This window comes from Stappia sp. (assembly GCF_965276915.1).
GTDB lineage: Bacteria > Pseudomonadota > Alphaproteobacteria > Rhizobiales > Stappiaceae > Stappia.
In genome coordinates, this window is record NZ_OZ255709.1 from 4,247,786 (window position 1) to 4,262,195 (window position 14,410).

Annotated in this window: 14 protein-coding genes; 11 read left to right on the forward strand and 3 right to left on the reverse strand. The window is 65.7% G+C overall.

Features of this window, described 5'->3' with window-relative positions:
- The first annotated feature begins 1 nt into the window (after nucleotide 1).
- Nucleotides 2–592, forward strand: a complete 591-nt coding sequence (locus ACQY46_RS19860; protein WP_428697704.1) for a hypothetical protein — start codon at nucleotides 2–4, stop codon at nucleotides 590–592.
- Nucleotides 593–626: 34 nt separating this feature from the next.
- Here the strand turns inward: ACQY46_RS19860 and ACQY46_RS19865 are convergent, their stop codons facing one another.
- Nucleotides 627–1,274 (reverse strand): hypothetical protein, encoded by a 648-nt coding sequence (locus tag ACQY46_RS19865; protein WP_428697705.1) that lies wholly within the window; start codon nucleotides 1,272–1,274, stop codon nucleotides 627–629.
- A gap of 103 nt (nucleotides 1,275–1,377) precedes the next feature.
- Between ACQY46_RS19865 and ACQY46_RS19870 the strand changes: the two genes are divergently transcribed.
- The 8 genes from ACQY46_RS19870 to ACQY46_RS19905 all read left to right on the forward strand — a co-directional run bounded on the left by ACQY46_RS19870 (nucleotide 1,378) and on the right by ACQY46_RS19905 (nucleotide 8,997).
- Nucleotides 1,378–1,947 carry a DUF2975 domain-containing protein gene (locus tag ACQY46_RS19870; RefSeq protein WP_428697706.1) on the forward strand — a complete coding sequence of 190 codons (570 nt, stop codon included), beginning with the start codon at nucleotides 1,378–1,380 and terminating at the stop codon, nucleotides 1,945–1,947.
- Between the two features lie 10 nt (nucleotides 1,948–1,957).
- Complete coding sequence (locus ACQY46_RS19875; RefSeq protein WP_428697707.1) at nucleotides 1,958–2,176, forward strand: helix-turn-helix domain-containing protein; 219 nt, start codon at nucleotides 1,958–1,960, stop codon at nucleotides 2,174–2,176.
- 98 nt (nucleotides 2,177–2,274) lie between these two features.
- A complete protein-coding gene (locus ACQY46_RS19880; protein WP_428697708.1) occupies nucleotides 2,275–2,853 on the forward strand; it encodes a SixA phosphatase family protein in 579 nt (192 codons plus the stop codon).
- Between the two features lie 70 nt (nucleotides 2,854–2,923).
- Nucleotides 2,924–4,390: a YcjX family protein gene (locus ACQY46_RS19885; RefSeq protein ID WP_428697709.1), complete on the forward strand. Its 1,467-nt coding sequence runs from the start codon at nucleotides 2,924–2,926 to the stop codon at nucleotides 4,388–4,390.
- Complete coding sequence (locus ACQY46_RS19890; RefSeq protein WP_428697710.1) at nucleotides 4,387–5,466, forward strand: YcjF family protein; 1,080 nt, start codon at nucleotides 4,387–4,389, stop codon at nucleotides 5,464–5,466. The genes ACQY46_RS19885 and ACQY46_RS19890 overlap by 4 nt, the downstream gene beginning before the upstream one ends.
- Nucleotides 5,467–5,622: 156 nt before the next feature.
- Nucleotides 5,623–7,194 carry an EAL domain-containing protein gene (locus ACQY46_RS19895; protein WP_428697711.1) on the forward strand — a complete coding sequence of 524 codons (1,572 nt, stop codon included), beginning with the start codon at nucleotides 5,623–5,625 and terminating at the stop codon, nucleotides 7,192–7,194.
- A gap of 197 nt (nucleotides 7,195–7,391) precedes the next feature.
- Nucleotides 7,392–7,709 carry a hypothetical protein gene (locus tag ACQY46_RS19900; protein WP_428697712.1) on the forward strand — a complete coding sequence of 106 codons (318 nt, stop codon included), beginning with the start codon at nucleotides 7,392–7,394 and terminating at the stop codon, nucleotides 7,707–7,709.
- 109 nt (nucleotides 7,710–7,818) lie between these two features.
- A complete protein-coding gene (locus ACQY46_RS19905) occupies nucleotides 7,819–8,997 on the forward strand; it encodes a vWA domain-containing protein (protein WP_428697713.1) in 1,179 nt (392 codons plus the stop codon).
- Between the two features lie 22 nt (nucleotides 8,998–9,019).
- Here the strand turns inward: ACQY46_RS19905 and ACQY46_RS19910 are convergent, their stop codons facing one another.
- Both ACQY46_RS19910 and ACQY46_RS19915 read right to left on the reverse strand, forming a co-directional pair.
- Complete coding sequence (locus ACQY46_RS19910; RefSeq protein WP_428697714.1) at nucleotides 9,020–10,069, reverse strand: membrane dipeptidase; 1,050 nt, start codon at nucleotides 10,067–10,069, stop codon at nucleotides 9,020–9,022.
- Entirely contained in the window at nucleotides 10,057–11,220 is a 1,164-nt protein-coding gene (locus ACQY46_RS19915; protein WP_428697715.1) for a pyridoxal phosphate-dependent aminotransferase, read from the reverse strand. The genes ACQY46_RS19910 and ACQY46_RS19915 overlap by 13 nt, the downstream gene beginning before the upstream one ends.
- Nucleotides 11,221–11,307: 87 nt before the next feature.
- Here ACQY46_RS19915 and ACQY46_RS19920 point away from each other — a divergent pair, with 87 nt between their 5' ends.
- Together ACQY46_RS19920 and ACQY46_RS19925 are read left to right on the forward strand one after the other, a co-directional pair.
- Nucleotides 11,308–11,964 carry a GntR family transcriptional regulator gene (locus ACQY46_RS19920; protein WP_428697716.1) on the forward strand — a complete coding sequence of 219 codons (657 nt, stop codon included), beginning with the start codon at nucleotides 11,308–11,310 and terminating at the stop codon, nucleotides 11,962–11,964.
- A gap of 238 nt (nucleotides 11,965–12,202) precedes the next feature.
- A complete protein-coding gene (locus tag ACQY46_RS19925; protein WP_428697717.1) occupies nucleotides 12,203–14,362 on the forward strand; it encodes a methyl-accepting chemotaxis protein in 2,160 nt (719 codons plus the stop codon).
- Nucleotides 14,363–14,410: the final 48 nt, after the last annotated feature.

Here is a 14,410-nt window from a genome sequence, read left to right on the forward strand (position 1 = left end):
GATGCGGGCCACGGGAACCGTCACGGGCAAGCGGCGACGTTCGGGTTCGCGCGCGGCTGCACGGCTCCTCCCCGCGACAGCCCTTGCCCTTGTCCTTTCCGCCACGGCCTCCGTGCCACCGGCCCTGTCCCAGCAGCGGTCGACGGAATCCGGCTGGAAGGTGGTAACCCGCGGCATGCGCCATTTCACCGGCCTGACCTGTCCCGACCAGGTGGCAAGCCTCAATCGCATCCGCGTTCTCTCAGGCTCCGCCGACCGGATCGCGGGCTGCATCTACCAGAACCCGGCCGGCGTCTCGGCCATTGTCCGCAGTCATCCCTCCGGCGGTGGCGCGATCGCCGCGCGCGCCTTCCGGGAACGCTACGGCGCGGCCGGCTTCCCTTTGCTGAAGACAACCGGTGCCGCCGCCGCCGCAATCTCCTTTCTCACCGGGCAGGAGAAAGACACCAGCCGCTGCGAGAGCCTCTGGCGGTTCCGCACGAGCAACACCGACTACACGTTGTGGATCGCCTACACCCTGCCCGGCCAGGCCGAGGCAGTCGGCCCTCTGGTCACCTCCTTTGCCGAACTGCTGGCCGAAAAGGCCCCCTGAAGCCTCCAGCGCGTTGCCGTGACCGGAAGCCTGGTCAGTTTCTTTCCCGCGTCTGCGGACAGGGAGCGATCGGGTCGTCATGCGGCGCCCCGGCTTCGATCATCGCCGCCCGCAGGTCGAAGTCCCTCGTCAGCGGCACGAACCCGTCCAGCTCGCTCGCGGCAAGATAGGTCGACACCTTCACCGCCCCCTCGGGCATGGCGCCCAGCCGGCAACCGGTGACGGCCACGCTGAGACGACCTTCCACTCCCGTCGTCTTGTCTTGCGACCGCTCGCGGATCGCCTTCTGCACGGCCCGCATCCGGTCGACATCGCGCGGCGCGATCCGGAAGACCCGGATGACGCTGCCGTGCCGGCGCTCGGCGCCCAGGGATGCAAGATCCTCTCCCGCCACACTGTGCCGGAAGACGATCCGCTCGCTCATCATAAGCGCGCCGGATGCCTTGCTGCGCTGCTCGATCTGCATGACCGCGCCCTCGGCCGGCACCCGGATCCAGTCCGGATGCCGCACAGCGATGCGCAGTCGCGCCGGATCCGTCGTCTCCAGATCGAAATTGCGCAGTCCGATCAGGCTGGAAAGCGGCAGCTGGGCGCAGGACGCAGCCAGCGAGGCGGCGATGAGAACCGCCGCAAGGAGTGCGATCTTGTGGATGCTCAAGGGAAGGAGATGAGGTTTGCGCATGGGAAGCTCCGGTGCTGGGCAAGACCAAGAAATTTCATGATTGACGCGCATTTTTTATTGTTTTACATTAAGTTTGTAAACTGAATTATGAAGGAATTATCGAATGACGTTCCACCCTGCACTTCGCACCGGGCACAACCCCCGTCTTGCCCGGATCGCCGGGGTCAGCCGCGCCCTGTCATGGTTGACGCTGTTCCTCATGATTGCCGGCCCTGCCGCAATCGCCGGCCTCCTCCTGTTCGACCCGTCGAACCTCGACCGGATGCTGATCGAGGGCCTCTCGACCTCCGGCAAGGCAAGCCTGACGCCCGTCACCCGTGTCCTGGCGATCCTGCTTGCCCTGGTTCCCCTCAGCCTCGTGCTCGCCGCTCTCTTCTTCCTGCGCCGGTTGTTCCAGGGTTTCGCCCGGGGCGCCGCCCTCGCTCCCGAAAGCGGGCAGAGGCTGAAGTGGATCGGCGTCATTCTCACCGCATTCGCACCGATCACGATCGCAATCGGCACCCTCGGCAGCGCCGTCGTGTCCTGGGCCAATGCTCCCGGCGAGCGGGAAGTCTCCATCGGCCTGCACACCGACAACCTCACTGTCCTTGTTTTCGGTATGCTGCTTGTCGTTCTTGGCTGGATTCTCGAGGAAGCCGCCATTGTTGCGGATGAAAACCGCCAGTTCGTGTGAGGCCGCCAACATGCCGATCGTGATCAATCTCGACGTCATGCTGGCGCGCCGGAAAATGCGCTCGCGCGAACTCGCCGAACGCATCGGCATCACCGAGCAGAACGTCTCCCTGCTGAAATCCGGCAAGGTGAAGGGCGTGCGTTTCGATACGCTGGAGCGCATCTGCGAGGTGCTGGACTGCCAGCCCGGCGACATTCTCGAATTCCGCAAAGCCGGCGAGACGGACTGACGGCGACGCATCGCTTCACATCAAACTTCCCCCGGACGCGAGCGCCTGCATGTGATTAAACTCGGGCATCGAAACCGCGTTCGGGGAACCCGTCTGAGATGCTGCGCCTGCTATTGCTGAGACATGCCAAGTCCGACTGGGGCCAGGCCGGCCTGTCGGACTTCCAGCGCCCCCTGAACGATCGCGGCCGGCAGGCCGCGCCCGAGGTCGGTGCGCACATGGCCCGCCACGGGCTCAATCCCGACCGCATCCTGTGCTCCTCGGCCCAGCGCACCCGCGAGACGCTGGCCCTGCTCCTGCCCTCCCTGCAGGGCGAGATCGACATCCGGCTGACCCGCAAACTCTACGACGAGTCCGAGTTCGACTACCTGGAGACGATCCGCACGGCCGGCGAAGGCAGCCGCACCCTGCTGGTCGTCGGCCACAATCCGGCAACCCAGGAGACCGCGCTCGACCTGATCGGAGGCGGCAATCCCGCCCTGAAGACAGCCATCTCCGAAAAGTATCCGACGGCCGCGCTGACCGTCATCGACTTCGACACCAAGCGCTGGTCGGCCATCGAGCCGGGCGCGGGCCGCGTCGTCGCCTTCTGCCTGCCGCGCCTGCTTGCCGGCGCGACCACGCTTTCGGCAGTGCCCACCGCCGCCAATGACGGCGCCCCCAAGCCGGAGGCATGAGACAGCCGCCGGCGCGCCCGCGCTTGCAAGCCCCCGCCCCTCTCCCCACATGGGCGTGCGGAGAAAAAACGTGACGCAAAGAAGCCTGCTGACCCGCCTCACGGACGAGGTGCGCCATTCCCTGGACAATCTCGCGGAGACCGCCGGGTCGCTCGGCACGCCGACCTTGCGCATCGGCGTGACCGGCCTGTCGCGGGCAGGCAAGACCGTCTTCATCACCGCGCTCGTCCACAATCTGGTCCATGGCGGCCGGCTGCCGCTGCTGGAGGCCGCAGCCGGCGGTCGCCTCGCCCGCGCCCATCTGGAACCCCAGCCCGATGACAATGTCCCCCGTTTCGACGTCGAGGCGCATGTCGACACGCTGCTGAAAGAGCGCATCTGGCCGCAATCGACGCGGCAGGTTTCCGAACTGCGGCTCACGATCGAGTTCGAATCCGCCCATTTCCTGTCGCGGACGCTCGGACGCGGCAAGCTGCATCTCGACATTGTCGACTATCCGGGCGAATGGCTGCTGGACCTCCCGCTGCTGGACAAGGACTTCCGCACCTTCTCCGCCGAAGCGCTCGCCCGTGCCCGGGAGGCCGGCCGCGCGACGATTGCCGCCGACTATCTCGCGGCGCTTGCCGAGACCGGTCCGGCGGCCGAGGCCGACGAACAGCATGCCCGTCGGCTCGCCGGCCTCTACACCACCTACCTGCGTGCCTGCCGGGAAGACGAGCGGGCGCTGTCGATGCTGCCGCCGGGCCGGTTCCTGATGCCGGGTGACCTGGAAGGCTCCCCCGCGCTCACCTTCGCGCCGCTGGATCTGTCGGGCCACGACGGACCGCTGCGCCCCGGGTCCCTCGGGGCGATGATGGAGCGCCGCTACGAGGCCTACAAGAAGCACGTCGTACGGCCCTTCTTTCACGATCACTTTGCCCGTCTCGACCGGCAGATCGTGCTGGTCGACGCGCTCAATGCGCTCAATGCCGGCCCCGAGGCGCTGGCCGATCTGGAAATCGCGCTGGCCGAGATCCTGTCGGCGTTCCGGCCCGGCAAGGTCTCGCGCCTGTTTTCCATCTTTACCCGCCGCATCGACCGCATCCTCTTTGCAGCCACCAAGGCCGACCACCTCAACCGGTCGGACCACGACCGGCTGGAGGCGATCCTGCGCCGGCTTGTCGCGCGCGCCATCGAGCGGGCCGAGTACAGCGGCGCCGAGGTGGAGGTGCTGGCGCTCGCCGCCATCCGCGCAACGCGCGAGGCAAGCCTTTCGCATGGCGGCGAGACCATGCCGGCGATCCTCGGCACCCCTCTTTCCGGCGAAAGGGTCAACGGCGAAACCTATGACGGCAAGACCGAGATCGCGCTCTTTCCGGGAGACCTGCCGGACGATCCAGCGGCCATCTTCGATGCGGAAGCGGCCCCCGGCGGCGTCCGCTTCGTCCGGTTCCGGCCGCCCGAGTTGCAGGTGACGGCCGAGGGGGTCAAGCTCTCCCTGCCGCATATCCGGCTCGACCGGGCCTTGCAGTTCCTCATCGGAGACCGGCTCGCATGACCAGTTCCGGCAACACGCCGCGCTCGCCGCGCAAGCCCGCCGCCTTCCGGCTGGACGATGCCCGCGTGCGCATGGACCCCGACGACGAGGCTGCGGCCGGCGCGTCGGAGGCCCGCATCGTGCCGCAGCGCGAGACTGGGGGGACCCCGCTGCCGCCTGCCGTGGAAACGCGCAAGGGCCCGCGCTGGGGCCGCTGGCTGTCGATCGGCCTGGGCGGGCTCGTCTCGCTTGCCGTCGGCCTGTCGGTGGATGCGCTGATCCGGGACCTCTTTGCCCGCACCGACTGGCTCGGCTGGCTCGGCCTGGCGCTTGCCGCACTGGCCGCGATCGCCGCGATCGGCCTCGTGCTGCGCGAGATTGTCGGCATCTTCCGGCTGAAGCGCATAGAGAGCCTGCGCGCGACCCTTGCCGATGCCGCCGCCCGCGACGACGGCGAGACGGGACGCGCCGGCATTCGCGACCTGATCGCGCTTTACGGCGAGCGACCGGATACCGCGCGCGGACGCGCGGCGCTGGCCGGTCACGTGCGCGAGGTGATCGACGGGCGCGATCTGGTGCTGCTGGCCGAGCGCGACCTGCTGAAGGCGCTGGACGCGCGCGCCGTGCGCATCGTCAAGGAGAGCGTCAAGCGCGTCTCCGTCGTCACCGCCGTCTCGCCGCGCGCCGCACTCGACCTTGCAGTGGTCCTGATCGAGAACCTGCGCATCATGCGCCGCCTGTCGGCGCTCTATGGCGGCAGGCCGGGCCTGATCGGCTTCCTGCGGCTCGCCCAGCATGTGGGCGCCCATCTGGCGATGACGGGAGGCATGGCCGCGGGCGACAGCCTCGTCTCGCAACTGCTCGGCCACGGATTGGCCGCCCGCCTTTCCGCCCGGCTCGGCGAAGGCGTCATCAACGGACTTCTGACCGCTCGCGTCGGCATCGCCGCGATCGAGGTTTGCCGCCCCGCCCCCTTCATTGATCGCGGCGGCCCCAGCGTCTCCGATGTCATGGGTGAACTGTTCAAGTCGGATCCGGAGACCAGGGCCCTTCTCGACACTGCGTCGGGCAAGGCGCCGGAAACGCCGCGCAAATAGGACATTCGGGCCGGTTGCTGGCACGAACGTCATTCGTCCTTCTTTGAGTTATGCGTATTGCCCGAATCGATTTCATGCTACGTCCATAAATGAAGTATCGATTCTGGAATTTCTCTGAAAAATCGGCCCATGCAAGCGTCTATTCGTGACAGGATCTTGAGCGTCGCGTTCGGATTTGCGGTTTTCCTGACCTGCCTCTTGGTCATGAAGGTCGCGCATCATCTCGACATGCGCAGCCAGCTGCGCAGCACGGTCGAAGCGGTGCACCAGCGCAGCGAGTTGATCACTTCGCAGGCGGACCGCGTCTTCGAACTCCTCGACAAGCGGCGCTTCGACACATGCGATCCGGCCATGCTCGGCGAGATCCGCAAGCTGCTCTACAGCTACAACAACGTTCACGAGATCCTGCTGTTCCGCAATGGCCGGGCCGCGCCGTTCTGTTCCGCGACACTCGGTCCGCTCGACGAGGCGCTGCCCTTCCCCCGCTACAGCTTTCAGTCCCGCTTCGACCCGAACCGCTACTACTGGCTCGGCTTCGCCTTTCCCCCGCTACCGGGTACCACCGTCGACTTCTTCGTCCGCAGCTACGATATCGGCATCGTTCTCGACCAGCGGATCCTGTCCGGCGGCGACGCCGAATTCGCCTGGGAGGCTTTCAGCCGGCCACCCGGCCGCGAGTTCGGCGAGCATCTCTTCGGGGAAACCGGGCTCTACCTGCAAGCGCAGGAAAGCCTGCATCACCCGCTCGCCTTCCGCACCTTCGCGGAAGGCTGCTCCGAGGGGATATGGCGCTTTTGCGTCGTCACCCGCGACGACCTCTTCGCCGAGTTGTCCCGCAACCGCCTGACGGTCACCGCCAGCATGCTGGCCTATCTGGCCTTCGGTTTCCTTGGCTACCGGTGGAGGCTTCGCCGTTTCGAGAAGCGCTCGACGCTTGCCGGCAGGGTCCGCTCCGCCATTCGTCGCAACTTCCGCGATTTTCACTGTGCCTACCAGCCGGTGATCGACATGCGCACCGGTGAAATCGTCGGCTGCGAGGTGCTCGCCCGGTTTCGCGACCAGCACGGCGCACTCCCCCCGTCCGCCTTCATCCCCGAGATCGAGCGCATCGGATGGACGTGGTCCTTCACCGACGCCATCCTGTGCAAGGCGATCGACGACCTGGCGCCGATGGAGGACCGGTTGCAGGGCTTCCATCTGTCGGCCAACTTCTTCCAGCTGGACCTGCACGCGCGCAGCATTCCCCGCCTTGAGGCATCCGCCGCCCTGCGCATCCTTGGCGGCAAGCCCTATATTCTGATCTGCGAGATCCTGGAAACCGGCCTCGAGACCGATATCGACATGAGCGAGGCCATCGCGCATCTGCGTGCACGCGGCTTCGAGATCGCCATCGACGATTTCGGCACCGGTGTCGCCAACCTGTCGAGCGTCCGCAAGCTGTCGCCGCACTACATCAAGATCGACCGCCAGTTCGTCGGCGAGGTCGATGCATCGGAGGACTCGCTGCGCGCCTCGCTGGTGCCCAACATTCTGGCGATCGCACGCCAGGTCGGGTCGATCTGCATCGCGGAAGGCGTCGAGACAGCCGAACAGGCCGCCTCGCTTGACAGCATCGGCATCCGCTACGCGCAAGGCTACCACTTCGCCCGGCCGATGCCGGCAGCAGAGTTCGCGGATTTCATGAAGGCACAGACGCCGCAATCCCTGCAATGCCGCGCCGTCGGCTGAGGCCGGTGGCGCAGGTCACGCTGCGGCGTGCACGCCCCCGCCGCGCACGGGGAGCTGCAGCAGTTGCGTGTGAGTTACCGGTTTTCATGTACAATTTTATAGTGTATTTTAACAATGTGCCCGTTTCGGGTGCACGGCATTCGCCGCAACACAAAACACAATGCTTTTGATAAAGATATCTCAAGGGGGACAATGACATGGCTGATTGTGACGCCGGACACGGCTGTTCCATTTCCTGCAGCGGCGGCTGCGGCGCGATCTACAATCACAGCACCGGCAAATGCACCAAGTGGTGCGAATCCAGTATCCGCGAGGTCGACCCTGCGGCCTTCGACGGGGATTTCAGCATCGAGATCAACGACGTGTCTGTCGGGACACTGGCCTCGGTCATCGGCGAGACCCGCCTGGGGACGAACTTCAAGTCCCTGCAGGGCGCCGGGGCCAAGATTTCGCTGAAACTGCCGTCCACGAACCTTGCCGGCGTCATCGCCGAGATTGGCAAGCAGGCGCTGTAACGACCTGAGCCCCGGCCCCGCGGGCGTCACGCCCGCGAGGCCGGACCGCCGTCGGCAAAGTCATCCGCGCCGTCTCGACATCCGCCGGCGGCAGCCCTAATCTCCCGCCATGTTCGTGACCTTTCTCGCCAATCTGCGCAGCGCCGGCGTGCCGGTTTCCCTGCGTGAATACCTGACGCTGCTCGAGGCGCTGAAGGCCGACCTTGCCGGCAAGCAGGTGGAGGATTTCTACTTCCTCGCCCGCACCTGCCTGGTCAAGAACGAGACCAATCTCGACAAGTTCGACCGGGTGTTCGGCCAGACCTTCAACGGCCTGGAGCTTGGCGGCACGGGCACCGAGGCGCGCGAACTGCCGGAAGACTGGCTGCGCAAGCTCGCCGAAAAGCACCTCACGGAAGAAGAAAAGGCGCAAATCGAAGCGCTCGGCGGCTTCGACAAGCTGATGGAGACGCTGCGCGAGCGGCTCAAGGAACAGAAGGGCCGCCACCAGGGCGGGTCGAAGTGGATCGGCACGGCCGGCACCTCGCCCTTCGGCGCCTATGGTTACAATCCGGAAGGCATCCGCATCGGCCAGGACGAAAGCCGCCACCGGCGCGCCGTCAAGGTCTGGGACAAGCGTACCTTCCGCGACCTCGACGACACGGTGGAACTGGGCACCCGCAACATCAAGGTGGCCTTGAAGCGCCTGCGCCGCTTTGCTCGCCAGGGCGCGGCCGAGGAACTCGATCTGGACCACACGATCCGCGCCACCGCGCATCGCGGCCTGCTCGACATCCATATGCGACCGGAACGCCGCAATGCGGTGAAGGTGCTGCTCTTTTTCGATATCGGCGGCTCGATGGACGACCACATCCGCGTCTGCGAGGAGCTGTTTTCGGCCGCCCGCACCGAGTTCAAGGTCATGGAGTATTTCTACTTCCACAATTGCCCCTACGAATTTCTCTGGAAGAACAATGCGCGGCGCCATTCCGAGCGGCTGCCGACATGGGACGTGCTGCACAAATACGGGCCCGACTACAAGCTGATCTTTGTCGGCGACGCCTCGATGAGCCCGTACGAGATCGCCTATGCCGGCGGCTCGGTCGAGCACTGGAACGAGGAGGCCGGCTCCGTCTGGATGAAACGCCTCACCGACCACTACTCGAGAAGCGTCTGGCTGAACCCCGTGGCCGAGCGGCACTGGACCTACACCAACTCCATCCGGATGATCCGCGAGCTGATGGACGGCCGCCATTACGCCCTGACCCTGGAAGGGCTTGAGGCGGCGATGAAGGAACTGGCGCGCTAGTCACCCGGGGCTGACGCGCGTTTCACCCTGCCACGACGTGGCGAAGATAGTTCTCGCCCAGCAATCCCCGGACATCCTTTTGCGTGAAGCCCGCCGCCACAAGGGCGGCGACGAGGTCGCCGAGCTGTTCCGGCTGAAAGAAGCTCCACGGCGGTTCGGGATAGCCGCGCGGCCAGCGCTCGCGCGCAGCGTGATAGAAGCCGTAGTCGCTCCCCTCCAGATACATGAAATCGAGACCGAGCCCGATGCGTTCGGCCGAACCCGAGATCTCCGCCACATGCGCCGCATGACGGGCCATCTCGCGCGGGATCGCCTCCCCTTGCACGCCCAGAAAGAAGCCGACCCCGTTGATGCCGATATAGGACCCGGCCCCCGCCGCTGCACGGATCTGCTCGTCGGTGATGTTGCGTTCGTGGTCGAAGAGCGCCCGGGCGTTCGAATGGGAAAAGAGCGGCGGCGTCGGCAGGCCCGCTTCCAGCACGTCGAAGGTGGTGCGGACCCCGCAATGGCTGAGGTCGACGCGCATTCCGATCCGGCCCATCCGCCGGACGAGATCGCGGCCGGCCGCCGACAACCCCGCATTGCGCGGCTCGTGACATCCGTCGGCGAAGATGTTGGCCTCGTTGTAGGCGAGGATCGAACGTTGGACGCCAGCAGCGAGGAAGGCTTCGACGACTTCGGGGCAACGGGCGAACGGCGTCGCCGACTGGAAATGGAAGGATGCAGAGAACGCATCCTCCGCCTGCGCCGCCAGGATCGCCGCCCGCTCATGCGCGACAACGACACCCGCCCTCGCCAGTTCGCCGGACAGCCGGCCGAGATTGGCCAGCGCGTCGGCCTCCGTCTCCCGTCCGCTCGACAGCGTGAAGGAGGCATGCGTGAAACCGGCCGCGCGATACCGGCCGATCTGGGTTGCCAGATCTGCTCCCGCCGGCAGGAACCCGGACGACCAGGGCCAGAGCCCGTCGCAGACCGGCACGCCCGCAAGCCAGGGGAACCGCTCCGCGAGCGGCGCTGGCGCGGGCGCGGGCACTGGCGCGAGCCTCCCCTTCTCCTCGCTCACAGGAGCCATGCCTTTCGCACCCGCTCGCGCAGACCGTTCAACCGGGACACCGGTTCGTTGGCATAAACGAAACGCAGGTAGCGTCCGGCGCGGTCCTCCGCGCCCCAGCCGGTCATCGGGGTCGCAGCGATGGCCCCGTCGCGGAAAAGGCGTGCGGAAGCGTCCGCCGGATCCATGCCGAGGGCCCTCGTGTCGATCAGCAGCGACCAGCCCCCATCGGGAACGACCACCGGCAGGTCGGACAATTCGTCCACGATCGTGTCCCGTCGTGCCTGCCACTCGGCGGTCGCCGCGGCGACCCCGTCATCATCCGCCGTGAGCGCTGCAGCCGCCCCCGGCATGCCGATGCCCACCTGGCAAACCACATTGGTCAGGCTGACAAGGCCGATATCCTTCATGATCGTTGCAGGCCCGACGATCCAGCCGACCCGCCAGCCGATCATCCGGTACTCCTTCGACACGGAGCCGACCGTGATCACCTGCTCCGCCACATTGCCGAACGAGGCAGGGTGAAGGACCGCTTCGCCGGTAAAGACGATCCGCTCCATCGCCGCGTCGTGGACGATCCAGGCCCCGGCGCGCTCGGCCGCGGCCACGATCGCCGTCCATTCCTCATGGGTGTGCACGATGCCGCTCGGCATCGAGGGGCTCATGGTCAGGATCGCCCGCGTCCTGTCGCCGACCGCCGCATGCAGCGCCTCCAGGTCCAGCCGCCAGCGCCTGTCCACCACCTGGAGCGGCACCAGACGCGGCACCCCGCCGGCAAGCCGGATACGGTTGAGAAGACCGGCATAGGCCGGGTCCGTGATGATCACTTCGTCGCCCGGCTCCAGCACCGCCAGAAGAACGTTGAGCACGCCGGACAGCCCCCCGGCCGAGACGATGCACTCGGTCTCCGGATCGTAGTCGCGCCCTGCGGTCGCCGAGACCCTCCGCGCCGCCGCCGCTCGCAGGTCGTGAATGCCCAGGAACGGCAGGTAGCTGTTGGCATCGTCCCGGCGAACGGCCGCCAGCGTTGCCTCGATGGCGGCGTTGGGCGGCGGAATGTCGGTGTCGAGGTTTTCCAGCCGGAGCATTTCGGCGGCCCCTGCGGCATCCGCCGCATTGCCCATCCTGTCCACACCGATGCCGGGAATGTGCGCAAGTCGAGAAACAGTCATACAAGACTCCATCTTGGATCCAAGATACACATATGTGATGCGTTATCTCGTCTTGTCTGTCAATCATGCGCCTGCTAGGCCTTTCGCATGACGACCAGCGACACGCGAAAAGGCGATCGGACCGAACTTCTGGTGAGGGAGATCCGCCAGGCGATCATCGCCGGCGAACTGAAACCGGGCGGCACCCTGCGCCAGGAAGAGCTCGCCAAGGCCTACAGCACCAGCCGGATGCCGATCCGGGAAGCTTTGCGTGTGCTTGCCGGCGAAGGACTTGTTCAACTCGCGCCCAATCGCGGTGCGATCGTCGCCCCGATCGACGCGAACGAGTTGCGGGAGAATTTCGAGATGCGCGAGGCGGCCGAACTGCTCGCCCTGCGCCTGGCGCTGCCGCATCTCTCCAACGCGCAGATCGACAGGGCCGCAGCGCTGCAGGACCGGATCGCGGACGCCGGTCTCATCGAATTCGGCCGCCTCAACAAGGCATTCCACACAACGCTCTACGCGCCCTGCCAAAGACCCCGTCTGCTGGCCCATATCTCGAGCCTGCACGACGTCGCGGATCGCTACATGCGCTTCACCCTTGCCCGGCTGGACTACCTCGTGAAATCGTCGGACGAGCATCGTGCCATCCTCGATGCGTGCTATCGCCGCGACACCGAAGCCGCCTTGCAGCTGACGTCACGGCACATCGTGGAGGCCGGCAAGACACTGGAGCGCTACTTGCTGGAGAAAGAACCCTCCTGAAAACCCTGAAAAACATGTCCCTGTTTGTACGAATTCTCAGAGCTATTCGATAACGTAGAATGGAAATCAATATAATTTCTTCGCGCAAAGGTTGTGGATACGAAAGTCTATCCTTGCTTTAAATTGCTGATACTTATGGAGTTTATATTCATAAGCATAAATGACATGCGCAAATTAATCATGCGGAAAGAGTGAATAGGTAATTTCATCAGACCACATTCCGAGGATGGTGAAACCCATGATCTCCCTGAAAATCTCGAGCAAGATCCCGCTTCTGGTCGTGATCTCGGTTGCCGTCGCCACCATTGTCACAGGTTTGGTGGGCTACCAGTCGTCCCGCGGACATCTGCGCGCCGCCTCGCTCGAGGCCATGCGTGCCACCGTCGACTCCCGCCGCGCCGAGATCAGCGGCTATCTCCGTTCGATCGAGGAGGATCTGCAGCTCACCGCCAGCAGCCCCTTTGTCCGGGACGCGCTGACAAGCTTCCGGGACGCCTATGGCGAGGCCGGCAATGACGGCAAGTCGAGCGCCGCCCTGCGAAACGCCTATATCACCGGCAACCCGAACCCCTTGGGCGAGAAGCACAAGCTCGACGCAGCCGGCGACGGCAGCGCCTACAGCAAGGTTCATGGCGCGAACCATCCCTGGTTCCGCGACTATCTCGAACAGCGTGGCTATTACGACATCTTCCTTGTCGATGCCGCCGGCAACATCGTCTACTCGGTCTTCAAGGAGAACGATTTCGCCACCAACCTTGCGAGCGGCGAGTGGCAGTCGACCGATATCGCCACGGTCTTTCGCAAGGTGAAGGAAAGCGCGAAACCGGGCAGCTTCGCCTTCTCCGACTTTGCCCCTTACGCACCGTCCAGCAATGCTCCGGCAAGCTTTATCGGCACACCGGTTGTCGGAGCGTCCGGCAGCTTCGAAGGCGCGCTCATCTTCCAGATGCCCATCGACCGCATCAACGAGATCATGACCCGCTCGACAGGCCTTGGCGAGAGCGGCGAAACCTACATCGTCGGCACCGATTTCCTGATGCGCTCCGAGAGCCGTTTCCGCAAGCCGGGCGAGGCAAGCACGATCCTTGCCCGCCGATCCGAAACCAGCTCCGTTCGTGCAGCGCTCGCCGGCAAGACCGACGTCGCAAGCTCGACCGACTATCGCGGCGAAGCCGTGCTCGCGGCCTTCGCCCCGCTCTCCTTCGAGGGTGTCAACTGGGCCCTTCTTGCCGAGATCGACGAGGCGGAGGTGCAGCGCCCGATCGACGAGATGGGCATGCAGTTCCTGATGATCGGCGGCGCGGTCGTCGTGCTGATGGGCCTTGCCGGCTTTTTCTTCGCCCGCACCATTTCCACGCCCATCGGACGGATGAGCAATGTCATGCGCGTCCTGGCCGGTGGCAATCTCGAGATGGAGGTGCCCTATACCGGCCGCAGCGACGAGATCGGCGACATGGCCGGCGCCGTCCAGGTGTTCAGGGACAATGCCCTTGAGGTGCGTCGCCTCGAGGCGGCCCAGGCCGAGAACCAGGCGCAGGCCGACAGACAGGCCCGCATTGCCCGTGAAAAACTCGCTTCCGAGTTCGAGGCCGCGGTCGGCGGGATCGTCGAAACCGTCGCCTCCGCCGCGACCGAGATGCTGGCATCGGCCCGCAGCCTTTCGGCCAACGCCTCGGGCACATCGGAGCGCTCGACGGTCGTCGCCTCGGCGGCGGAGGAAGCTTCCACCAATGTCCAGGCCGTGTCGGGCGCCGCAGAGGAACTCTCCAGCTCGATCGCCGAGATCAATCGCCAGGTGACCGAGTCCCAGGAGATTTCCCTCGTCGCGGTCGACAACGTCTCCTCGACGAACGAGAAGGTCGGCGAACTGTCGACGGCGGCCGAGCGCATCGGCCAGGTGGTCGCGCTGATCACCGACATCGCCGAGCAGACCAACCTTCTGGCGCTGAACGCCACTATCGAGGCGGCACGGGCCGGCGAGGCGGGACGCGGCTTCGCCGTCGTCGCGGCCGAGGTCAAGGAACTCGCCTCCCAGACGGCGCGGGCGACCGAGGACATTGGCCTGCAGGTGCGCGGCATCCAGACCTCGACGCGCGACACGGTCACCGCGATCAGCTCCATCGGCGAAACAATCGAGCGGATCCGGGCCGTCTCGACCTCGATCTCCTCCTCGGTCACGCAGCAGGGCGCGGCAACCCACGAAATCGCCCGCAACATCGAGCAGGTCGCCGCCGGCATGAGCGACGTCACCGGCAACATCACCGGCGTCAACGCCGCCGCGATGGAGACCGGCAGCGCCAGCGAGCAGCTTCTGGCCTCCGCCGGCGAACTCTCCGGCCAGGCCGAGCGGCTGCGCGGCGAAGTCGACCGCTTCCTGCAGCAGGTGCGCAGCGCCTGAGCGCAGGCCTGAGCACCACGGCTTGCGAACCTGGCCCTTCCGGCGTCC